Below are 22,222 nucleotides of genomic sequence, written 5' to 3' on the forward strand. Positions count from 1 at the left end.
CTCAGCCCATCGCCCCGGGATTGAAAAGACCCCTGGGGTCGAACTCGGCCCGAAGCCGCGCGGCCAGCGCCGCCAGCGGCGCCGGTTCCGGGCTTGCCAGAGGGCCCGCCCCCCGGACCCGAACCGCATGTCCGGCAATGCCCGACAGGGCCGGGCGGATGTCATGGCCTTCCGGCACCAGCACCCAGACAAGCCCCCCGCCCCAATCGAAAATCGCCGCCTCGGCCGCAACCGCCGCCGCCGCGCGCGGCCCGTCCGAGGGCCGGACCGAGATCCGCCAGACATCGCCCGGCCGGTCGGCGAAATCCTCCACGTCTCGAAGCCGCCGCATCATCGCCGCGACCTCATCCGGCGCCTCGACGACCCGCGCCGGGCCGAACCGGTCCAGAAGCGCCCCAAGCCGCCCGGCGCGATAGGCAACCGACGCCGCGAATCCCTCCAGCCGCAACCAGGTCTCGCCCGCCTCGGGCAGATGCGCCGCCGCCGACACCTCGAAGGGCGAGCCCAGCGCGGCCGACATCGCCGCGACCGCCGCCTCGGACGTCAGACCCTCCATCACCAGAACCGCCGCCGCCTCGGGCACCGGCAGCACCTTCACGGCCAGTTCGGTCAGCACGCCCAGCGTGCCCCGGCTGCCCGCCATCAGCTTGACCAGATCGTAGCCGGTCACGTTCTTCATCACCCGCCCGCCATTGCGGATCACCCGGCCGCGCCCGTCGACGAAACGCACCCCCAGCATCGCGTCCCGGCAGGCCCCCGCCTGCACCCGGCGCGGCCCCGAGACATTCGCCGCCGCCACCCCTCCAATCGTCGGAACGCCGTCGCGGCCCAGAAGCCGGCGGTGGTCCATCGGCTCGAAGGCCAGCCGCTGCCCCTCGGCCGCCAGCACCGCCCCGACCTCGGCCAGCGGCGTCCCCGCCCTGACGACCAGCGTCAAGGCGCCGGGCTCGTACAGCACCACGCCCGAAAGCCCCGCGACGCTCAGCCGGTCGCCATCTCCCGGAACGGTCATGCCGCGCGTGCCCCCGCCCTCGATCTGCAAGGGCCGTTCCGCCCCGGCCACGATCCCGGCCAGTTCGGCCTCTGTTTCAGGTCTCATCATTCTTCTTGGTCCAACTACCCTCGGGGGGTGAATTGTCCGTCAGGACAAGAGGGGGGCAGACAGCCCCCCTACCCCGCGCGCCGCCCCGCGCTGACCTCCAGCGGGAACACCTTTGCCGGGTTCAGCAGCCAGCCCGGATCGAACACGTCCTTCACCCGCATCTGCGCGTCCAGATCCTCGGGCCGGTACTGCACCCCCATCAGATCGCGCTTCTCGACGCCGACGCCATGCTCGCCGGTCAGACAGCCGCCCGCGTCGACACACAGCTTCAGGATCTCGGCCCCCAGCGCCTCGCAGCGCTCCAGATCGCCAGGCGCATTGGCATCGAACAGGATCAGCGGATGCATGTTGCCGTCGCCCGCATGAAAGACGTTGGCCACCCTGAGCCCGGCTTCGGCCGACAGCTCGCCGATCCGCCGCAGCACGTCGGGCAGCGCCGAAACCGGGATCGTGCCGTCAAGACACATGTAATCGCCCAGCTGCCCCATCGCCCCGAAGGCCGATTTCCGTCCCAGCCAGATCCGCGCGCTTTCCTCGGCCGACCCGCTTTCGCGCAGCTCGACCGGATCATGCGCCATCGCGATCCGCTTGATCAGTGCCAGCTGGTCGTCGATCTCGGCCGGGCTGCCCTCGACCTCGACGATCAGAAGCGCCTCGCAATCTGGATAGCCCGCGCCCGCGAAAGCCTCGGTCGCCGCGATACAGGGCCGGTCCATGAACTCGATCGCGACCGGCAGCACGCCCGCGCGGATGATGTCGGCGACACAGGCGCCAGCCCGTTCCGAGCAGTCAAAGCCCATCAGCACCGGCCGCGCCCCTTCGGGCTTGGGCAGGATGCGCAAGGTCGCCTCGGTCACCACGCCAAGCTGGCCTTCGGACCCGCAGATCACCCCCAGCCAGTCATAGCCAACCGCATCCAGATGCGCGCCGCCGATCTCGACCACGGTGCCGTCCATCAGGACCAGGGTCACGCCCAGCAGGTTGTTGGTCGTGACCCCGTATTTCAGGCAATGCGCACCGCCCGAGTTCATCCCGATATTGCCCGCGATGGCACAGGCCAGCTGCGAGGACGGATCGGGCGCATAGAACCAGCCATCGCCCTCGACCGCGCCGGTGACCGACAGGTTCGTGCGCCCCGCCTGCACCCGGATGAAGCGGTTGGGGTAGTCGACCTCCAGCACCTCGTTCAGCCGCGCCACGCCCAGGATCACGCTATCGGCGGTGGGCAGCGCCCCGCCCGCCAGCGACGTGCCGGACCCGCGCGGCACCACCGGCACGCGCTCTTCGTGGCAGATCTTCAGAACGGCCGCGACCTCGGCGGTCGAGGCGGGCAGCACAGCGGCCAGCGGCGGGCAGCGATAGGCGGTCAGCGCATCGCATTCATAGGCGCGGGTCGCGGTGGGGTCGTGGATAACGGCGTCTTCGGGCAGCACCGCCATCAGGCGGCGCAGCACATGATCCTTCTTCGCCATCACCCGGGCATCCGGTGCGGGCATCTGCATGTCCGGCTCTCCTCCCTCGAACCGGTCAAAAAATATGACCAGTTTTGCAGCTTGGCAAGGACCTTTCCCCGCCCGCCCCGGGTCAGCGCCGCCCTTCGCGCAGCCAGGCCCCGACGCTCAGCAGGGCAGCCAGAAGCAGGAACGCCCAGGCGGGCGCCAGCGGCATGACGGTGACATCGCTGGTCAGATAGGCCCCGCGCGGAGTGATGCCCAACCAGCCCCGGCCATGGGCGCGGCGGCCCTCGCGCACCGTGCGCAGATCGGGCATGCCCGCATGAAGCGGCAGGATCCCGCCGCGCGTGGCCGCAACCGGCGCATCCAGCCGGGCACCGCTGGCAATGGTCTCCTCGAACTCGCGCGGCGCCGCCGGTCCCAGCGCAATCACCGTGTCGAGCGTGCCGTCGGTCAGGCGGTAAAGCCCCATCTCGGGACCTTCATAGGTCGCGGTGAAACGGCCGGGCGCGGTCTCGGTCAGTTCAAGCCGGTCGGTGCCGCCATCGGGGCGCGCGATCTCGACGCTCCGCGGCTCCTCGGACAGCGACCGGCGGGTGACGGTCATCACCTGCCCCTCGGCCGTGGCGCTCAGCGCCTCTTCCTCCAGCTCGGGCTCCTTCATCATCCAGTGCGCGAGCCGCCGCAGCAGTTCAAGCTGCGGCCCGCCGCCCTCGAAGCCGCGGGTCCAGAGCCAGGCATGGTCCGACCCCAGCAGCGCGACCCGACCCTCGCCGACGCGGTCAAGCACCAGCAGCGGGCGGTCGTCGATCCCGCTCATCACCACCTCGCCCCGCTTCGGCACCAGGTCGACCAGCCGGAACCAGCGGCCCCAGGCACCGCCCGCCTCGGCCTTCAGCCCCTCGGTCACCGGATGGCGCTGGCCGAGATCGGTGATCTCGGGACGATAGCCCTGCTCGATCACCCGGGCGCTGGGCTCGGCAGGCAGGATGTCGGCCAGGGGCGAGCGGTAGATTGACTCGGCCCCGGCGAAATCGGGTCCGGCCGCGATCAGCAGCGCGCCGCCCTTCTCGACATAGTTGCGCACATTGTCGAAATAGACCGCCGGAAGAATGCCGCGCCGCTTGTAGCGGTCGAAGATGATCAGGTCGAACTCGTCGATCTTGTCGAGGAACAGCTCGCGCGTCGGAAAGGCGATCAGCGAAAGTTCCGACACCGGCACGCCGTCATGCTTGTCCGGCGGGCGCAGGATGGTGAAATGCACCAGATCGACGGAACTGTCCGATTTCAGCAGGTTCCGCCAGGTCCGTTCGCCGGGATGCGGCTCGCCCGACACCAGCAGCACCCGCAGCCGGTCGCGCACGCCGTTGATCTGTACCACGGCCGCGTTGTTGCGGTCGGTCAGCTCGCCCGGCTGCTCGGCCACCGAGAACTGGATCACGTTGCGCCCGGCATGGTCCAGCACCACCGGCACGTCGAGATCCTCGCCGATCGGCACGCGATAGCTTTGCGGCTCGCCGCCATCGACCGAGACGGAGACTGAGGTCGTGCCGCCCATGGTCTCGGGCACCGCGCCCTGATCCTCGATCTTCAGGGTCAGCGTGACCTCCTCGCCGAGGATCGCGAAGGCGGGCGCGTTCTCGACCAAGAGCCGCCGGTCCCAGTCGTCCTCCTGCCCGGTCAGGAGCGCATGAAGCGGCGCGGGCAGCGACGGCGCGCGGTCCAGATCGTGCAGCTGCCCGTCGGTCAGCAGGATCGCGCCCGCAAGCCGCGACCGCGGCACCTCGGCCAGCGCCTCGGACAGGGCCGTCATCAGCATCGTGCCCTCGTCGCCCGCGCCGTCCCCGAAACGCACGACCCGCAGCTCGGTATTGTCGAGCGCAGCCACCTCGGCGCGGACCCTCTCGACCGCACGGGCGGTCTGGTCGGGCCGGTCCGCCAGCCGCTGCGAGGCGCTTTCGTCAACCACCAGAACCACGATGTCGGACAGCGGTGTCCGCTCTTCGGTCTGCAATGACGGGTTGGCCAGCGCGGCCAGGATCGCCACGGCGGCAAGCCCGCGCAGCCACCAGCCCGCAAGCCCGCGCCAGAGCGCGAAGCCCACCATCAGAGCGGCCAGCGCCGCCGCCGCCCAAAGCAAGAGCAGCGGCACCAGCGGGTCGAAGATCACCTCGCCGGTCATTGGCCGAGCCTGTCGAGCAGCGCGGGCACATGGACCTGGTCGGATTTGTAGTTGCCGGTCAGCACATGCATGATGAGGTTGACCCCGAAGCGGAAGGCGATCTCGCGCTGGCGTTCGCCCGCATAGCCGCGCCCGACCGGGAACATCGCTGCGCCCTGCCCGTCGATGGCCCAGGCCGAGGCCCAGTCATTGCCGCCGATCACCACCGGCGTCACCCCGTCATTGAGATCGCGGAAGGGCATGCCCTCGGCCTGTTCGGCATCGGGGGGGGGTGCTGCCTCGACCCACACGTCGCGCCCGGCATTGCGGCCGGGAAAGTCCTGCAACAGGTAGAAGGTGCGGGTCAGCACATGATCGGAAGGGATCGGTTCCAGCGGCGGAATGTCGAGCGGGCGCGCCAGTTGCTGCAGCCGCCGCCCCTCGGGCGAGCCGCCGCCATAGGCCGCGACATCGGCATCGCGCGTGTCGAAGAGAATCATGCCCCCGGTCCGCAGATAGCGGTTGAGCCGGGCATAGGCCGCGGGCGAGGGCATCGGCTGCCCGGCGGTCACCGGCCAGTAGAGGAAGGGAAAGAACGACAGCTCATCGGTCTCGAGATTGACGGCGATGGGCTCGGCGGGCTCGATCGAGGTGCGCTGGGTCAGCTTTTCCGACAGGCCCCGAAGCCCCGCATCGGCGATCTGGTCGACCCGGGCATCACCGGTCAGGACATGGGCCAGGACAACCTCGCTGGTGGCGCGCAGTGCCAGCGCGTCGTCGGCGGGCGTACCGGGCTCCTGCGCCCAAGCCCCCTGCGGCACCAGCATCACAAGCCCCAGCGCCAGAACCGCCGCGCGGCCCGCGCCGCGCCCGCCCCGAAGCCGCCCCGACAGCCAGAGCGAGGCCAGGATGTCGGCCGCGAAGATCGCCAGCGCCGCGGCCAGAACCCAGCCCTTCAGCACCGTCTCGCGCGCGACAGTCAGCCCCTCGACCGCGATCCGGGCGGGCCAGGCGGCGGGGCTCAGCACCGTGTCCGTCCCGATCACGTTCAGCGCCAGCCGCCGGTCCTCGCCCGCATAAAGCCCGGGCGGCAGATCCGGCCCCGGCACCGCCCTGGCCAGCATTTCGCCCGGCACCCCGGGCAACTTGCCGGCCTCGGCCAGCTCGCCGAAGGCGTCGATCACCGCTTGCGGCACCCAGGTCGTCCCCGCCAGTTCGGCCGCATCGGGCCGTGCAGGCCGGGTCGAGACCGCCAGCCGTTCCAGCATCTGCACGAACAGACCCGACAGCGGCAGGCTCGACCATTCGGCATTGGCGGTGACATGGAACAGCACCACCTGCCCCTGCCCCATCTTCTTGCGCGTCACCAGGGGCGTGCCGTCGCTGAGCGCCGCTATGGACCGGTCGGCCAGCGACGGGTCGGGCTGGGCCATCACCTGGGCATTGACCCGCACATCGTCGGGCACCGCGAGCCCGAAGAAGGGCGAGCCCTCGCCGAAGGGCCGCAGCGTCTTGGGCTCGCCCCAGCTCATCGCCCCGCCGACCGTGCGCCCGCCCGCGCGCAGCCGCACCGGCATCAGCGGATCTTCCTCGGCACGGCTGACATCCGAGGCGGCAAGCCGCGGCCCGGCAAAGCGCAGCAAAAGCCCGCCCTTCTCGACCCAGCCTTGAAGAGTCTCGGATTCGGCCGGTGAGAGGGTCGCCACATCGGCCAGCACGATCACATCGGGATTGGCCAGCACCACATCCGACAGGGTGCCCTCGATCAGATCGGCGGTGGGGTCCAGCGCCTTGTGCAGATAGTGCAGCGGCGACAGCAGTTGCAGCCCCTCGCGGTTCTCGTTGCCCGCGATCAGCGCCACCTCGCGCCGCTTGAGGCTGTCATCGGTCAGGCTGACCGCCCCGGCCGAGCGGACGCCCTCGATGGCAAAGCGGCTGATCCGGTTGCGCAGCTCGGGCGGCAACACCAGATCGGTCGCTGCCTCGGTCTCGCCGGGGGCGAAGGCCACCGGCACCCGGGCCAGCACCCGCTCGACCCCGGCGGGATCGCGGCCGGTGGCGGCCAGCGTGGCTTCGGTCGCGGGGCCGGGCCGGGCACGCAGCGCGGTCAGCCCGATGGCCCCGTCCCGAAACGCGGCCGGACGCATCGCCACAAGCGGCCGGGGGCTTTCGAAGACGCTGACCTGCCCGTGCCGTTCAAGCGCCGACAAAAGAGCCGTACGCCCCGGCCAGTCGAGCCCCCCCGACAGCCAGAACGTATCGAACCGTCCCTCAAGCGTCCGGGTCCAGTCAGCCAGCGCATCCGCATCGGGCAGCCAGGCCGCCGGGCGGAAGCCCGCGAGCCGGGCCGACCAGACCTCGGCCGCCTGGAAGGGCAGCCCGTCGCCGGGCAGGTCGGTCGCCTGCACCACCGCGACCGGCCGGCCGTCGCGGGCGGCCTCGTCCAGCATTGCCTCAATCCGGTCGATGCGGCGCGGCCAGTCCCGGGCATCGGCCCAGCTGCCGTCGATCATCACCAGAAGCGGCCCGCGCCCCGGCGTCCGGTCCTGCGGGTTCAGCACCGGCCCGGCAAAGCCCAGGATCAGCGCGGCCACCGCCAGCATCCGAAGCAGCAGAAGCCACCAGGGCGTGCGGTCGGTCTGGGTCTCGTCATCGGCCAGCCCCAGCAGCAGCGCCACCCCCGGAAACCGCCGCCGGATCGGCGCGGGCGGCACCGCCCGCAGCAACAGCCACAGCGCGGGCAGCAGCACCAGCCCCCAAAGCAGCAGCGGCGCGGTGAAACCGAAGGCCCCGACGGTCCACATCAGCGCCCGCGCTCCAGCGCGCGGAACAACCACAAAAGCGCGCCCTGCGCGCCCTCGCCGGTGTGATGGGCCGAATAATGCCAGCCGGTGACCCGCGCCAGATCGGCCAGCCGCGCCTTGCGCTCGGCCAGCCGCGCCAGATAGCGGCCGCGCAGATCACCCGCTTTCAGCGTTTCATGGCGCAAGGTGCCGCCCATGCTTTCGAAGATGGTCCGCCCGTCGAAGGGAAAGGCCTCTTCGGCGGGGTCCAGCACCTGCAGCAGCGCGCCCTTGACGCCGCGGTCGGCGGCCTCGGTCAGCGCGGTCTCGACCGGAGCCAGATCGCCGAGAAAATCGGACAGGAAGACCGCGCGGGAATGGGGCGGCATGCCCCGGGTCGCGGGCACGCCGTAATCGCTTTGCGACAGGTCGCGGCCCAGCACCTCGGTCAGCCTGAGGATCTGATGCTGACCGCGCCGGGGCGGCAGGTCGGACCCCAGAAGCCCCACCCGTTCGCCGCCCCGAATCAGCAGAACCGCCAGCGCCAGCGCCAGCACCCGCGCGCGCATCGCCTTCGGCGGGTGGTTCCCGCCCGAAAAGCCCATCGAGGCCGCGTCGTCGACCCAAAGCAGCACGCTTTGCGCCGCCTGCCATTCCTTCTCGCGCACGAAATGCGCATCCGACCGGGCCGACCGGCGCCAGTCGATCATCCGCGCCTCGTCGCCCGCATGGGCCGGGCGGTATTGCCAGAACTCGTCGCCCTGGCCTGCCCGGCGTCTGCCATGCTCGCCCAGCAAGACCGCCTGGGCCAGATGCTCGGCCTCGGCCAGAAGCGGCGGCAGGGCCTCGGCCAGCCCCTCGGCACGGGCGCGGAGGGCGGCGGCAGAGATCACGCGGCGGCCTCGACCCGCACGGTGTCGCGCGCGACCTTTTCGATGATCCGGGGCAGGTCCTCGCCCCGGGCGCGGGCGGCGAAGCTCAGCGCCATGCGGTGGATCAGGACCGGCCCGGCCATCTTCAGCACATCGTCGGCCGAAGGCGCCAGACGTCCGTCCAGCAGCGCCTGCGCGCGCACCGTCAGCATCAGCGCCTGGGCCGCGCGCGGCCCCGGCCCCCAGGCCACGTTCTCGCGCACGGCCTGCGGCGCCTCGGGTTCGTTCGGACGGCAGGCCCGGACCAGATCGAGGATCAGCTCGACCACGCCCTCGCCCACCGGCATCTGCCGCACGACCTTCTGGGCGGCGATCAACTCGGCGGCGGTGAAGACCGGATGGGCCTCTTCCTCGGCGACCCCGGTGGTCGCCATCAGGATGTCATGCTCGGTGCGGCGGTCGGGATAAGGCACGTCGATGCGCACCAGAAACCGGTCGAGCTGGGCTTCGGGCAGCGGATAGGTGCCCTCCTGCTCGATGGGGTTCTGGGTGGCCAGCACATGGAAGGGCGGGGTCAGCGCATGCGACTCGCCCGCGATGGTGACGGATTTCTCCTGCATCGCCTGCAAAAGCGCCGATTGCGTCCGGGGGCTGGCCCGGTTGATCTCGTCGGCCATCAGCATCTGGCAGAAAATCGGCCCCTCGATGAACCGGAAGGCGCGCGAGCCGTCAGGCGCCGTCTCCAGAACCTCCGAGCCCAGAATGTCCGCGGGCATCAGATCGGGCGTGAACTGGATGCGCCCCCCGTTCAGCCCCATCACCGTCGACAGCGTGGCCACCAGCCGGGTCTTGCCCAGCCCGGGCAGGCCGATCAACAGCCCGTGCCCGCCGCAAAGCAACGCGGACAGGGTCAGGTCGACCACCCGTTCCTGACCGATGAACCGCTTGGTGATCGAGGCCTTCGCCTCGGCCAGCTTCTCGCCCAGCGCCTCGATCGCGGCCACCAGTTCGGTCTCGTCGGGCATGACTTCTCTCCTGTCCGGCTTACATGAGCCATTATCGGCAGATATCCTGTTCACCTCAAATGGCAAAAAACCGACAGGGACAAATGATCGTGAAACCTGTTACCGAATGCCTCGCCGAAGCGGCCCGCGCGGCCTCGGGCAAGGGTCTGCCGCCGGTGCACCTGTGGAACCCGCCCTTCTGCGGCGACATCGACATGCGGATCGCCCGGGACGGGACCTGGTTCTACCTCGGCACGCCGATCGGCCGGGCCCCGCTGGTGCGGCTGTTCTCGACCATCCTGAAACGCGAGGGCGACCGCCATTTCCTCGTCACCCCGGTCGAGAAGGTCGGCATCACCGTCGACGACGCCCCTTTCGTCGCGGTCGATGTGGACCGTTCGGATGAGGGTGGCGAACCTGTCCTGACCTTCACGACCAATGTCGGCGACCGCGTTGCGGCTGGCCCGGGCCACGAGATCCGGGTGACGCGCGATCCTGGAACCGGCGAGCCCGCGCCCTATCTCCATGTCCGCGCGGGTCTTCAGGCGCTGATCGACCGCAAGAGCTTCTACCGGATGGCCGAGATCGGAGACACCGTCCGGCACGAGGGCCGGGACTGGTTCGGGTTCCGCTCCAAGGGCCTTTTCTTTCCGGCAATTCCCGCCGAGGAACTGACCTGAGCGCAAGCCATGCTGCACGCGCGCGACATGGGTATTTGAGCCAAGAAGAAACCGGGAATGGGTCTTCGCCAAAGCTCCCCGCCCCCGCAGAACCTATGGGCGAGGCCCCAATTCTTCGCAGAAGAATTGCGCCTAATGCGCCGCGGCCCAGTTCGGCCCCTGCCCGGCATCGACGACCAGCGGCACGTCCAGCGCCACGGCAGGAAGCCCGGCGCGTTCCATGACCGCGCGCGCGCACTCGGCGACATCTTCTGCCGCCCCCGCCTCGACCTCGAAGATCAATTCGTCATGGACCTGCAGCAGCATCTTCGCAGGTAGCCCCGCGATCGCCGCAGGCATCCGGATCATGGCGCGGCGGATGATGTCGGCCGCCGTCCCCTGGATCGGAGCGTTGATCGCCGCACGCTTCGCAAAGCCCGCCTGCGGCCCCTTGGCGCCGATCTCGGGCGTATGGATCCGCCGCCCGAACAGGGTCTGCACATAGCCGTGCTCCTTCGCGAAGGCGACCGTCGCGTCCATGTAGTCGCGGATGCCCGGAAACCGCTCGAAATAGCGGTCGATGAAGCCCTGCGCCTCGCCGCGCGGAATGCGCAGGTTCCGCGCGAGGCCAAAGCCCGAAATCCCGTAGATCACCCCGAAATTGATCGCCTTGGCGCGGCGGCGGATCTCGGGCGTCATCTCGGCCATCGGCACGTCGAACATCTCGGACGCCGTCATCGCATGGATGTCCTGGCCCTCGCGGAACGCCGCCTTGAGCGCATCGATCCCGGCGACATGGGCCAGGATGCGCAGCTCGATCTGCGAATAGTCGAGGCTCAGCAGCACCTTGCCCTCATCGGCCACGAACGCCTCGCGGATGCGGCGCCCCTCTTCGGAACGCACGGGAATGTTCTGCAGGTTCGGATCGGTCGAGGCGAGCCGCCCGGTCACCGCCCCGGTGATCACGTAAGAGGTATGCACGCGGCCCGTCTCGGGGTTGATGTGGTCCTGAAGCGCGTCCGTATAGGTCGATTTCAGCTTCGACAGCTGGCGCCAGTCCAGTACACGCGCGGGCAGGTCATGGCCCTCGGCCGCCAGATCCTCCAGCACATCGGCGCCGGTGCCATAGGCGCCGGTCTTGCCCTTCTTGCCACCCGGGAGGCTCATCTTGTCAAAGAGGATCTCGCCCAGCTGTTTCGGCGAGCCCACATTGAAGCTTTCCCCCGCCAGCTCGTGGATCTCGGCCTCAAGCGCGGCCATCTTCTGGGCAAAGGCGTTCGACATCCGTGAAAGCGTGTCGCGGTCGACCTTGATCCCGGTCATCTCCATCTCGGCCAGCACCGGCACCAGCGGGCGTTCGAGCGTCTCGTAGACGGTCGCGACCTTCGCCCGGTGCAGCTGCGGCTTAAAGAGCTGCGCAAGCCTCAGCGTCACATCGGCATCCTCGGCGGCGTATTTCACGGCCTCGGCGACCGGCACCTTGTCGAAGGTGATCTGCGACTTGCCCGAGCCCAGCAGCGACTTGATCGGGATCGGCTCGTGCCCGAGATAGCGTTCGGACAGCGCATCCATCGAATGGCCGTGCAGCCCCGCATGCATCGCGTAGGACATCAGCATCGTGTCGTCGATCGGCGCGACCGCGATGCCGTGACGGGCAAGGATCTTGGCATCGTATTTCATGTTCTGCCCGATCTTCATCACCGCCGGGTCCTCCAGCAGCGGCTTGAGCAGAGCCAGAGCCTCGTCCATCGGCATCTGCCCCGGCGCCAGCGCCGCCGAGCCGAAAAGATCGCCCTCTCCCTCGCGATGGCCAAGCGGGATGTAGCAGGCCTGCCCCGGCTCGACCGCCAGCGAGATCCCCACCAGATCCACCCGCATCTCGTCCAGCCCGGTGGTCTCGGTATCGACCGCGACCCAGCCCCGGGCCTGCGCGCGCGCGATCCAGACCTCAAGCGCGGCCGCGTCGCGCACGCACTCATACCCCTCGGGGTCAAAAGGCAGCGCGGCCGGCGCCGCGGGCACGTCGGGCGCCGCGGCGGAGCTTGGCTCGGACAGAACGGGCGGCTCGGCGCCCAGCGCATCGGCGACCCGCTTCAGCAGGGTGCGGAACTCCATCTGTGCCAGAAACCCCAGCAGGGTCCCGGCATCGGGCTCTTTGACCTCGAGATCGTCCAGAGTCTCGTCAAGCGGCGTATTCGCATCGAGCGTCACCAGCTTCTTCGACAGTTCGATCTGGGCGCGGTGCTCGATCAGGGTCTGGCGGCGCTTGGGCTGCTTGATCTCCTCGGCCCGGTCCAGCAGCGTTTCGAGATCGCCATACTCCTGGATCAGCTGGGCCGCGGTCTTGATCCCGATCCCCGGCGCGCCCGGCACGTTGTCGACCGAATCGCCTGCCAGCGCCTGCACATCGACCACCCGGTCGGGGCCGACGCCGAATTTCTCTTCGACCTCCTCGACGCCGATCCGCTTGTTCTTCATGGCGTCCAGCATCTCGACCCCGTTGCCGACCAGCTGCATCAGGTCCTTGTCGGAACTGACGATGGTCACCCGGCCGCCCTTCTCGACCGCCAGCCGCGCATAGGTGGCGATGATGTCGTCGGCCTCGTAATTCTCCTTTTCGATGCAGGCGATGTTGAAAGCGCGCGTGGCCTCGCGGGTCAGCGGGATCTGCGGGCGCAGATCGGCGGGCATCTCGTCGCGATTGGCCTTGTAGTCGGGGTAAAGATCGGTGCGGAAGGTGTGGCTGCCCTTGTCGAAGATCACCGCCACATGGGTCGGCGCATCAGGGCCGCGATTGTCCTGCACGTATTTGTGGATCATGTTGCAGAACCCCGCGACGGCCCCGATGGGCAGCCCGTCGGATTTCCGCGTCAGCGGCGGCAGCGCGTGGAAAGCGCGGAAGATAAAGGCCGAGCCGTCGATCAGATGCAGATGGCAGCCGGTGCCGAAACCCTCGGTCATGTCGTTCTCCCCGTCGCTGGCCCGTGTCACTGGCCCGTGTCACCGGCCCGCCTGCCGGACCTGCCTGCGGTCTTGCCATGAAGCGCACGGCTTCGCCAGTGCCGGACGCGCTCAGCCACAGGCGGAGCCGGGCGCCGCGCGTCCTTCGGCGATCAGCCGGTCCAGCATCGGCCCGTCGACCCCGCCAAGGATCGCCACGCGACCGACCACAAGGCCGGGAGTGCCGACAAAGCCGAAAGCCGCGGCCAGCGCCCGGGCCTCGGCCAGCCGCGCCTCGGTGCGCGGATGGGCCATGTCCCGCTCGAAGGCGGCAATATCGAGCCCCATCCCGGCGGCAATCTCGCGCATGCCCCTGGGGGTCGGCACCAGCGCCCCGCCCATGGTGCGCTCCTGCCAGTCGAGCGCCGCGCCCTGTGCCTCGGCCGCCAGCGCCGCCCGCGCGGCCAGGACCGAGCTTTCGCCCAACAAGGGCAGCGGCTGCCAGGCGATGCGGATCGCGGCCGGTCGGCGCGCCGCGCGCGCGATCAGCAGGGGCGTCAGCTGGCGGCACCAGGGGCAGCGGATGTCGATGAAACAGGCGACCGGCACCGCTTCCGGGACCTCAGGCGCGGGACCGAAAAGCGCGGCGCAGGGGTCTTCGGGCAGCGGCGGCGGGGGCTCGGCGGTCAAGCCGATCAGAGGCGACAGCGCAGGGCCGGGCCTCGGCACGCGGCGAAAGCCGGGCAGGCCCGGCACCGGTTCGGTCTCGATCTCGGGAGGGAAGGCCAGCCGCCAGAGCCCCGGCCCGGCCGAAAGGCCAGCGGTCAAGCCCACGGCCCCGATCAGCCAGGCCAGCCCGCGGCGGGTGACGGTCATCGGACCAGCGCGCGGCCGGTCAGGTCCTGACCTTGTCGGCAAAGCTCTGATGCACGAACTTGCGGTCGCAATAGCCGCATTCGACAAAGCCCGTCTCGGGCGGGATCGACAGCCAGACCCGCGGATGACCCAGACCCGGCCCGCTGCCATCGCAACAGACCCGCCATTCGCTGGTGTATGTCGTTTCGGGAGGGATGCTGTCGGTGTCCTGTCCGGGGGCTTCTGGGGGCATGCGATTAAGCTCCGCGCGTTGCCGAGGCGACCGGATCGCCTTATGTCCGGGGCCATGATAGCGAATGAAGCGGCACGGGCAAGCGTCAGAGGCAGGGAAATGACTGGGAACGCGATCGAGATCGAGGGATTGACCAAGACCTATGCCGCCAGCGGCAGCCAGCCGCCGAAACAGGCATTGAAGGGCATCGACCTCGACATCCCTGCCGGGTCGATCTTCGGACTGCTGGGGCCGAACGGCGCGGGCAAGTCGACGCTGATCAACATCTTGGCCGGTCTGGTGCTGAAAACCAGCGGCAAGGTCAGCATCTGGGGCTTCGATCAGGACGTGAACCCGCGCCAGTCCCGCGCCTCGATCGGGGTGATGCCGCAGGAGTTGAACATCGACCCTTTCTTCACGCCGCGCGCAGCGCTCGAGGTGCAGGCGGGGCTTTACGGAGTGCCGAAATCCCAGCGCGTCACCGACCGGGTGCTGAAGGCGATCGGGCTCGAGGACAAGGCCGACGCCTATGCCCGGAACCTGTCGGGCGGCATGCGGCGGCGGCTGTTGCTGGGCAAGGCGCTGGTCCACCGGCCGCAGGTGCTGGTGCTGGACGAGCCCACGGCGGGCGTCGATATCGAGCTGCGCCAGATGCTCTGGGCCAATATCCGGCGGCTGAACGAGGAACAGGGCACCACCATCATCCTGACCACGCATTACCTGGAAGAGGCGCAGGAGATGTGCGGCGAGATCGCCATCATCAACCATGGCGAACTGATCGCGCGCGATTCGACTTCGGCCCTGATCGGGAGGATGGATGCCAAGACGCTGGTGATCCAGCCCGAGGACGAGGTCGCGGCCCCGCCCGAGATGCCCGCCCCGGTCGAAACCTGCCTTCGGCCCGACGGCGCGCTTCGCTTTACCTATCGCCGGAGCGAAATCGGCACCGGCGCGGTGATCGAGGCGGTCCGGAACGCGGGCATCTCGATCCGCGACATCGCGACCGAAGAACCCAACCTCGAGGACGTCTTCGTCGCGTTGACCTCGCACAAGGGCGCCGCGTGAGCCGGGTGATCCTTTTCAACAAGCCCTGGGGGGTGCTGTCGCAATTCACCGATGACGGCCCGCCCCGGCCCGACCGCCGGACGCTGGCCGCCTTCATCGACCAGCCCGGGGTCTATCCGGCCGGACGTCTCGACCGCGACAGCGAGGGGCTTCTGGTGCTGACCGATGACGGGCGCCTGCAGGCCCGGATCGCGAACCCGAAGGCAAAGACCGAAAAAACCTATTGGGCCCAGGTCGAGGGCATTCCCCCGGACGGGGCGCTCGACGCGCTGGGGCGCGGCGTCACCTTGAAGGACGGGCCGACCCGTCCGGCGCGGGTCCGGCGGATCGACGAACCGGCCGGGCTCTGGCCGCGCGACCCGCCGGTCAGGGTCCGCAAGTCGGTGCCCGATTGCTGGATCGAGCTGACCATTTCCGAAGGCCGGAACCGTCAGGTCCGCCGCATGACGGCCGCCGTGGGCCACCCGACGCTGCGGCTGATCCGCTACCGAGTGGGCGACTGGACCCTCGACGGGATTGAGACCGGAACCTGGCGCGCGGCCTGAGGCCTCAGCCCTTCGCCAGCATCCGCCCCAGAACGCGCCCGCCGAGGATGTGCACATGCAGGTGCGGCACTTCCTGCACCCCATGCTCGCCCGCGTTCGAGATCACCCGGAAACCGTCCTCAAGCCCCTTCATCTCGCAGACCCGGGCGATGGTGCGGGTGAAATCGACGATCTCGGCATCGCTCGCCTCGGCCGCGAAATGATCGTAGCAGACATAGGGCCCCTTCGGGATCACCAGCACATGCACCGGCGCCTGCGGCGCGATGTCGTTGAACGCAAGGCTCATCCCGGTTTCCAGCACGGTGTCGTTCGGGATCTCGCCCCGCAGGATCCGGGCAAAGACGTTCTGGTCGTCATAGGCATAGGTCATGTCGGTCCTCACTCACGCGCTGTCGAAAGGGCTCAATCGTCGAACAGGGTCGCCGTATCGGCGATCCCGCGGGCCGTGTCATAAGGGATTGCAAGGAATTGCGCCAGCACCAGCGCCGCCTCGCTCAGCTTCTGGCCCGGGCTCAGACGGTACAGCGCCGGAAACCCGGCCGCCCTGAGCCGCGCGGTCTCGCGCTCCAGGTCCTGGGCCAGCGCCGGCAAGACCCGCGCGGCCACCCCCGGCGGACTTGCGTCCGACAGAAGCCCCAGCCGCCGGGCATGGCCCAGAAGGTCGGCATGGCTGAACGGGCAGACGATTTCCAGCACCCGCACGGTCGCCCCGTCGGCCTGAAAATCCGCCATGATCTCCAGATCGGCCGGGTCGAGGCAGAGGATCAGCCGGTCGGTGCCAAGGCTTTCATAGACCAGCCGCAGAAAGGCGCGGGGGTGGCGGCTGCGCTTGGCCCGACTGCGTTCTATCCCGCCCAGATCGGGCAGGTCGACCGCCTCGTCATCGAAGGCGAAATCGGCGGAAGCCAGCCCCGTGGCCTGACGCACCCGTTCGACCAGACGGCGTGCGACATGCCATTTCTTGCAGGTCACCAGCATCAGCTGGCGCCCCTGCCCCAGTCCCGCGCTGCGTTCCCAGGCGCGGCCGCCAAAGCGCTGTCCGATCCGGCCGCGCCCGGTCAGGAACCGGTAGACCTCGGGGCCGCCGCCCGAGGCCGCGGGTCCCGGATCGGCCGAGGCGTAGACCGCCGCCAGCCGCGCCCGCAACGGCACGGCCTCGACCGAGATCTTGCGGGCGAAATAGCCCTCCTGCGCCACCAGCAGGTCGTAGTGGTCGTTGTAGAAGGTCACCGGCATCCCGTAATCGGTGAACATGAGGAAGGTCGGCGCGCGCGACCGGATCTGGCCGGTCGGCACCAGATGACGCACGAGCGTCTGGAAAAAGGTCTCGTCCGGGATCCAGCTGGTGCGGAAGAACCGGACCACATCGGGCCGCCGCACCAGGAAGGCCAGAATCGCCTCGACCGTAGACCGGCGCAGACACCACCACTGGCTGCCGATCATCACCTGCAGATCGGGCGGCGGCGCCCGCTGTAAGCCCAGCGCCTTCTGCACCGCCATCGAGGCATGGAACAGCCGCCTCTGGCGGCGCTCGTTGAAGAAATGCCGGTAGATCAGCCGTTCGTCCTTCAGCCCGGTCCGGATCCAGCCCGACTCGAAGAAATCGACGCTTTCGATGTGATCCGACCCGCTGTCGTCCAGATCCGCGCGCAGCCGCACTGCAGGCTTGATCGGGAGGCAGTCGCCTGACAGCAGGTAAAGATGCGTGGCCTGCGGAAACGCCGCCAGCGCGGCGCGGGCCGCGTTCAGCGTCGCCTGCACCGGCGACCAGTCGCCCCAGCCACAGCGCACCCGCCGGGCGAAGACGGCCGAAGGATTTCCCGCCAGCGCGGCACGAATCTCGGCGAAATCGGCATCCGGCGCGCGGCGGTCCAGATGGATGGCGACCAGATCGCCCGCCGCCGTCAGCCGCCCGGCCTGAGCGACGATCGTGTCCGGGTCCCTGTGACAGAGCAGCAAATAGGCGACGGTCGCCATGCAGATCCCCCGAACGGGCGGCCGCAGTGTCGCCAGGGCCGCATTTGCCGATTATTACGGGCTCTGAGGACAGAAGTCACCGCAGGCGGTTCGGTTCCGCCCGCATCGACCAGGCGGAAGACGGGCTTTCCCGGCACCTGGATTGACCTTGAGCGAAAGCATGCTTGCCGCGTGGTGCCGAAATGCGCCTGCTCGACCATCGGCCAGATCATGTATTTCTCGGATCGCGGCCGGTTCTATGACGGCGATATCCACGAGGCCGCCGAGGGTCTGCACAAATGGGCGTCCGAGGACAGCCAGCCCGCGATCGACCGCCGCGCCCGCGCGCGGGACACGCTGGCCTTCACCTGCATGCGCACGCCCTATGCCCGGGTGCTGTCCTCCCTCTTCAACAAGATCTGCGGTATCCAGCGCAGCGGCACCCGTTACCGCGGCAAGCTGGTGTCGGCGCTGATCGAACCCTACGGCATCGAGCTCGGCGGCCCCGACGGCCAGCAGGAATTCGACCAGATCGCCAGCTTGCGCCGTTTTCTGCTGTCTGCCCGCGACCCGATCCGCTGGCGCCGCCCGATGGAGCCCGACATCCACTGGTCCGACATGTCGGGCCATGTGGCGACCTTCATCGCCAATGGCGGCCGCCACGACCGGATCTTCGCCACCGAATGCGCCGATACTGGGATGCAGGCGGTGCTCGACGCCGCGCCGATCCGTCACCCGGTCGACCTCGCCCAAATCCCCCGCTTCAACGAATCCGAAGGCTACGGGCCGCGCCGCGCCCACCCGGTCGGGGCCTATTTCGACGACCTGTCGCGCCATCTCGTCTACGAGATCTGACATCGCGACTTCCGGCTCTTTCGCTACGACGCGGAACACCCCGCCAATCAGCGTCCGCTGGGCGAGATCGACCTCGACGCGGTCCACGCCCATCTCGGCGACCGAGCCCCGGGCTCATCCCGTCGCGGCCTTCTTCTTGGCCGAAATACCCCCGCCGGAGGCGCGCGCGTCAGCGCGCCCGGCCCAAGGCCGGCCCGCACGGGGCGCGCGCAGCGCGCGCGCCCCGTGCGGGCCGGGGGCGGGAGCGCCCCCGCCGCCTTCAGATCAGTCCATGGGTGCGGAACAGATGGGTCAGATCGGCCTCGGCACGCGCGCCGATATGGCTGATGATCTCGCTGGCCGCAACGCAGCCCATGCGGCCGCAGCTTTCCAGATCATGGCCCTGCGTCAGCCCCCACAGAAACGCCCCGGCGAACAGATCGCCCGCGCCGGTCGCGTCGACCACCCGGGTGTTCAGCGCCGGTGCATGCCAGCGCCCGGTCCCCGACAGGATATGCGCACCATCGGCGCTGTCGGTGCAGGCCACCAGCCCGATCTCGGCCGCGGCATGGGCCAGCGCGTCGTCGAAGACCTCGGTCTGGTACATCGACAGGATCTCGGCCCGGTTCGCGAACAGCAGGTCCACATCCTCGCGGATCATCCGGCGGAAGGCGTCGCGGTGGCGGTCCACGCAGAACGGGTCGGACAGGGTCAGCGCCACCTTGCCGCCCGCGGCCTTCGCGGCCGCAATGGCCTTGGCGAAGGCCGCATGGCTCTCGGCCCCGTCGAAACGGTAGCCCTCCAGATAGATCCACTCGGCATCGGCGATCTGCGCCGCGTCGATATCGGCCGCCGACAACCGCTCGGACAGCCCCAGATAGGTGTTCATCGACCGTTCGCCATCGGGCGTGACCAGAATGATGCAGCGCCCGGTCTCGCCCGGTTCTGCTTCCGGCGCCATGGGCGTCGCGAAATCGGCACCCTGCGCGCGCAGGTCATGGGCGAAGATCGCGCCCAGCTGGTCGTCCTTGACCTTGCCGACATAGGCGGTGCGCCCGCCCAGATGCGCGATGCCCGCGATCGTGTTCGCGGCCGACCCGCCCGAGATCTCCTGCGCCGGGCCGATCCGGCCGTAAAGCTCGACGGCGCGCTCGGTGTCGATCAGCTGCATGATGCCCTTCTCGACGCCGTGGTCGGTCAGGAAAGCCTCATCGGCATGGGCCAGAACGTCGACCAGCGCATTGCCGATGCCGACGACGTGATAGGTCTTGGTCATACTGTCTTGTCCTCGTATGGGCAGAGATCCCGGATCGGGCAGGTCCCGCAGATCGGCTTGCGCGCCTTGCACAGGTAACGGCCGTGCAGGATCAGCCAGTGATGCGCATGGCGCTGGAATTCGGCCGGCACATTGTCCTCGATCGCGCGCTCGACCGCCTCGACGGTCTTGCCCGGCGCGATCAGGGTGCGGTTGCCGACCCGGAAGATATGGGTGTCGACGGCCTGGGCGGGCAGCCCCCACCACATGTTCAGCACCACATTCGCGGTCTTGCGCCCGACCCCGGGCAGCGCCTGCAGCGCCGCGCGCGAGGACGGCACCTCGCCGCCATACTCCTCGACGAGGATCCGGCTCAGCTTGATGACATTCTTCGCCTTGTTGCGAAAAAGCCCGATCGTGCGGATATGCTCGATCAGCCCCTCCTCGCCCAAAGCCAGCATCTTCTCGGGCGTGTCGACCCGGGCGAACAGCGCCCGCGTCGCCCGGTTCACCCCGGCATCGGTCGCCTGCGCCGACAGCGCCACCGCGACCAGCAGGGTATAGGCGTTGACATGTTCAAGCTCGCCCTTCGGCTCGGGCTCGGCCGCCTGAAAGCGGGCAAAGATCTCGCGGATCGTATGATAGGGCAGAGCCTGGGCCATCGGCCTTCCTATGCCCGTGCGGCGGGGCAGAGGCAAGGCCGCAGCGGGGCCGCCTTTTGGCGCAGGTTCCGGGTCGCGCGGGCAGGCAACCGGGCCTATCCTGAGAGCCAGCATCCGAAAGGAAGGACCATGCCGAAGGACACGGACCGGGACGACAGCCAGGCCTATCATTTCTCGGTGATCCGGCGCGCCATCGACCGGATCGACGCGGCCGGCGCCGAGGCGCTGCCGCTTGACGCCCTGGCAGCCGAGATGAACATGAGCCCCGCGCATTTTCAGCGCGTCTTCTCGCGCTGGGTCGGCGTCTCGCCCAAGCGCTATCAGCAGTATCTGACGCTCGGCCACGCCCGGGCGTTGATGCGCGAGCGCTTCACCACGCTCGAGACCGCCGACGCGCTGGGGCTTTCGGGCGCGGGGCGGCTGCACGATCTGTTCCTGCGCTGGGAAGCGATGAGCCCGGGCGATTATGCCAGGGGCGGCGCCGGGCTCGAAATCCGATGGGGCTGGGTCGACAGCCCGTTCGGCCCGGCGCTGCTGATGGCGACCGACCGCGGGATCTGCGGCATCGGCTTTGCCGCCGAAACCGGGCCCGAACCGGCGATGGCCGACCTGAAATCGCGCTGGCCGCGCGCCAGCTTCGTCGAGGACCCGATGGCGCTGGCGCCCTGGGCCGAGGCCGCCTTCGGGCGGCGGGGCGGCGAGGCGCGCCTGCACCTGATCGGGGCGCCCTTCCAGATCAAGGTCTGGGAGGCCCTGCTGAGCGTGCCCTCGGGCCAGGTCACGACCTATTCCGAAATCGCCCGCGCCATCGGCCATCCGGCGGCGGTGCGCGCGGTCGGCACCGCGGTCGGGCGCAACCCGATCAGCTATCTGATCCCCTGCCACCGGGCCTTGCGCAAGACCGGCGCGCTGGGCGGCTATCACTGGGGCCTGCCGGTCAAGCGCGCCCTTCTGGCCTGGGAATCGGCCCGGGCCGAGGCCGCGGCGAGCGGCCCCTGACCGCCCCCCGCCCCCCGTCCCCCGCCGATCGGCCATTTGCCGCCCGATCTGCCCCTCTGCCCGTCTCGCCCCCCTCGAAGACCGCCGCCATCCGACTATATTCGCGGGCAACGGTCCCCGAACGGGACTCAAGCAGAGAGGCAGTCATGATCCGCGCCAGCAAACCTATCCTTCTGACCATCGCCGGGGCGCTTGCGCTCGGCGCCTGTACCGATCCCTCGGTCCAGACCGGCGATGCCCGGCAGCGCACCAAGGAAGGGGCGGCTATCGGCGCGGGCCTTGGCGCCGTGACCGGGCTTTTGGCCTCGAACCGGGGCGGCAACGACGCCAAGAGCGCGCTGATCGGCGCGGCGGTCGGCGCGGCGGCGGGCGCGGCCATCGGCAACAACCTCGACAAGCAGGCCGCCGAGTTGCGCCAGAGCTTCGACAACAACCAGATCGGCGTGGTCAATACCGGCAACGCGCTGATCGTGACGATGCCGCAGGATATCCTGTTCGACACCGACAGCGCCGCGGTGCGTTCGGGGCTGCGCGCCGACCTGCAGACGCTGGCCTACAGCCTGAACGACTATCCCAACACCACCGTCGATATCATCGGGCATACCGACAATACCGGCTCGGCCAGCTACAACCAGCAGCTGTCGACCCGCCGCGCCACCGCCGTGTCGTCGATCCTGACCGGGGCGGGCGTCAATTCCGGCCGCCTCCGCGCCTATGGCCGGGGCGAGGAACAGCCCATCGCCTCGAACCTCTCGCCCGAGGGCCGGGCCCAGAACCGCCGGGTCGAGATCGTCATTCGCCCGATGTCCTGACGCGGTCCGGGCCCCCGGGTTCCGGCCCGGGG

Annotated in this window: 18 protein-coding genes and 1 pseudogene; 6 read left to right on the forward strand and 13 right to left on the reverse strand. The window is 69.3% G+C overall.

The window, feature by feature from the left end; translation table 11 throughout:
* Window position 1: 1 nt before the first annotated feature.
* From EV657_RS02035 to EV657_RS02060, 6 genes are all read right to left on the reverse strand, one after another.
* Window positions 2-1,099, reverse strand: coding sequence for an FAD-binding protein (locus EV657_RS02035; protein ID WP_134076985.1), 1,098 nt, complete (start codon window positions 1,097-1,099; stop codon window positions 2-4).
* A gap of 71 nt (window positions 1,100-1,170) precedes the next feature.
* Entirely contained in the window at window positions 1,171-2,604 is a 1,434-nt protein-coding gene (locus tag EV657_RS02040) for an FAD-linked oxidase C-terminal domain-containing protein (RefSeq protein WP_134076986.1), read from the reverse strand.
* An 82-nt stretch (window positions 2,605-2,686) separates the two neighbouring features.
* A complete protein-coding gene (locus EV657_RS02045; RefSeq protein ID WP_134076987.1) occupies window positions 2,687-4,738 on the reverse strand; it encodes a glutamine amidotransferase in 2,052 nt (683 codons plus the stop codon).
* Window positions 4,735-7,521 carry a DUF4159 domain-containing protein gene (locus tag EV657_RS02050; RefSeq protein WP_134076988.1) on the reverse strand — a complete coding sequence of 929 codons (2,787 nt, stop codon included), beginning with the start codon at window positions 7,519-7,521 and terminating at the stop codon, window positions 4,735-4,737. Before EV657_RS02050 ends, EV657_RS02045 begins: the two co-directional genes overlap by 4 nt.
* Window positions 7,521-8,393: a DUF58 domain-containing protein gene (locus EV657_RS02055; protein WP_113670219.1), complete on the reverse strand. Its 873-nt coding sequence runs from the start codon at window positions 8,391-8,393 to the stop codon at window positions 7,521-7,523. The genes EV657_RS02050 and EV657_RS02055 overlap by 1 nt, the downstream gene beginning before the upstream one ends.
* Complete coding sequence (locus tag EV657_RS02060) at window positions 8,390-9,397, reverse strand: AAA family ATPase (RefSeq protein WP_113670218.1); 1,008 nt, start codon at window positions 9,395-9,397, stop codon at window positions 8,390-8,392. Before EV657_RS02060 ends, EV657_RS02055 begins: the two co-directional genes overlap by 4 nt.
* Window positions 9,398-9,480: 83 nt before the next feature.
* Here EV657_RS02060 and EV657_RS02065 point away from each other — a divergent pair, with 83 nt between their 5' ends.
* On the forward strand, window positions 9,481-10,056 hold the full coding sequence (locus EV657_RS02065; RefSeq protein WP_243837461.1) for a DUF1285 domain-containing protein: 576 nt from the start codon (window positions 9,481-9,483) through the stop codon (window positions 10,054-10,056).
* 132 nt (window positions 10,057-10,188) lie between these two features.
* Here the strand turns inward: EV657_RS02065 and polA are convergent, their stop codons facing one another.
* From polA to EV657_RS02080, 3 genes are all read right to left on the reverse strand, one after another.
* Entirely contained in the window at window positions 10,189-12,996 is a 2,808-nt protein-coding gene (gene polA, locus EV657_RS02070; RefSeq protein ID WP_134076990.1) for a DNA polymerase I, read from the reverse strand.
* Between the two features lie 111 nt (window positions 12,997-13,107).
* Window positions 13,108-13,851 (reverse strand): DsbA family protein, encoded by a 744-nt coding sequence (locus EV657_RS02075; RefSeq protein WP_134076991.1) that lies wholly within the window; start codon window positions 13,849-13,851, stop codon window positions 13,108-13,110.
* Window positions 13,852-13,870: 19 nt separating this feature from the next.
* Window positions 13,871-14,083, reverse strand: coding sequence for a zinc-finger domain-containing protein (locus EV657_RS02080; protein ID WP_075784797.1), 213 nt, complete (start codon window positions 14,081-14,083; stop codon window positions 13,871-13,873).
* Between the two features lie 99 nt (window positions 14,084-14,182).
* Between EV657_RS02080 and EV657_RS02085 the strand changes: the two genes are divergently transcribed.
* Both EV657_RS02085 and EV657_RS02090 read left to right on the forward strand, forming a co-directional pair.
* The gene (locus EV657_RS02085) at window positions 14,183-15,127 is read left to right on the forward strand and encodes an ABC transporter ATP-binding protein (protein ID WP_075784796.1); all 945 of its coding nucleotides are present in this window, start codon (window positions 14,183-14,185) and stop codon (window positions 15,125-15,127) included.
* Window positions 15,124-15,672: a pseudouridine synthase gene (locus tag EV657_RS02090; RefSeq protein WP_134076992.1), complete on the forward strand. Its 549-nt coding sequence runs from the start codon at window positions 15,124-15,126 to the stop codon at window positions 15,670-15,672. Before EV657_RS02085 ends, EV657_RS02090 begins: the two co-directional genes overlap by 4 nt.
* A gap of 4 nt (window positions 15,673-15,676) precedes the next feature.
* Here the strand turns inward: EV657_RS02090 and EV657_RS02095 are convergent, their stop codons facing one another.
* Together EV657_RS02095 and EV657_RS02100 are read right to left on the reverse strand one after the other, a co-directional pair.
* Window positions 15,677-16,042 (reverse strand): HIT domain-containing protein, encoded by a 366-nt coding sequence (locus EV657_RS02095; RefSeq protein WP_113670213.1) that lies wholly within the window; start codon window positions 16,040-16,042, stop codon window positions 15,677-15,679.
* A 32-nt stretch (window positions 16,043-16,074) separates the two neighbouring features.
* Window positions 16,075-17,649 carry a DUF5928 domain-containing protein gene (locus EV657_RS02100; RefSeq protein ID WP_134076993.1) on the reverse strand — a complete coding sequence of 525 codons (1,575 nt, stop codon included), beginning with the start codon at window positions 17,647-17,649 and terminating at the stop codon, window positions 16,075-16,077.
* Window positions 17,650-17,712: 63 nt separating this feature from the next.
* Here EV657_RS02100 and EV657_RS22040 point away from each other — a divergent pair.
* Window positions 17,713-18,585 (forward strand): annotated as a pseudogene (locus EV657_RS22040) (sulfotransferase family protein); the annotation flags it as partial.
* A 157-nt stretch (window positions 18,586-18,742) separates the two neighbouring features.
* On the opposite strand, the gene EV657_RS02110 reads toward EV657_RS22040, so the two are convergent.
* Window positions 18,743-19,738, reverse strand: a complete 996-nt coding sequence (locus tag EV657_RS02110; RefSeq protein WP_113670211.1) for an adenosine kinase — start codon at window positions 19,736-19,738, stop codon at window positions 18,743-18,745.
* Complete coding sequence (gene nth, locus EV657_RS02115) at window positions 19,735-20,379, reverse strand: endonuclease III (protein ID WP_075784791.1); 645 nt, start codon at window positions 20,377-20,379, stop codon at window positions 19,735-19,737. Before nth ends, EV657_RS02110 begins: the two co-directional genes overlap by 4 nt.
* Before the next feature lie 129 nt (window positions 20,380-20,508).
* Here nth and EV657_RS02120 point away from each other — a divergent pair, with 129 nt between their 5' ends.
* Both EV657_RS02120 and EV657_RS02125 read left to right on the forward strand, forming a co-directional pair.
* Window positions 20,509-21,378 carry a methylated-DNA--[protein]-cysteine S-methyltransferase gene (locus EV657_RS02120; RefSeq protein ID WP_134076994.1) on the forward strand — a complete coding sequence of 290 codons (870 nt, stop codon included), beginning with the start codon at window positions 20,509-20,511 and terminating at the stop codon, window positions 21,376-21,378.
* 146 nt (window positions 21,379-21,524) lie between these two features.
* Window positions 21,525-22,190, forward strand: coding sequence for a YiaD family glycine zipper/OmpA-like lipoprotein (locus tag EV657_RS02125; protein ID WP_113670208.1), 666 nt, complete (start codon window positions 21,525-21,527; stop codon window positions 22,188-22,190).
* Window positions 22,191-22,222: the final 32 nt, after the last annotated feature.

Source organism: Rhodovulum visakhapatnamense (genome assembly GCF_004365965.1).
Lineage (GTDB): Bacteria > Pseudomonadota > Alphaproteobacteria > Rhodobacterales > Rhodobacteraceae > Rhodovulum > Rhodovulum visakhapatnamense.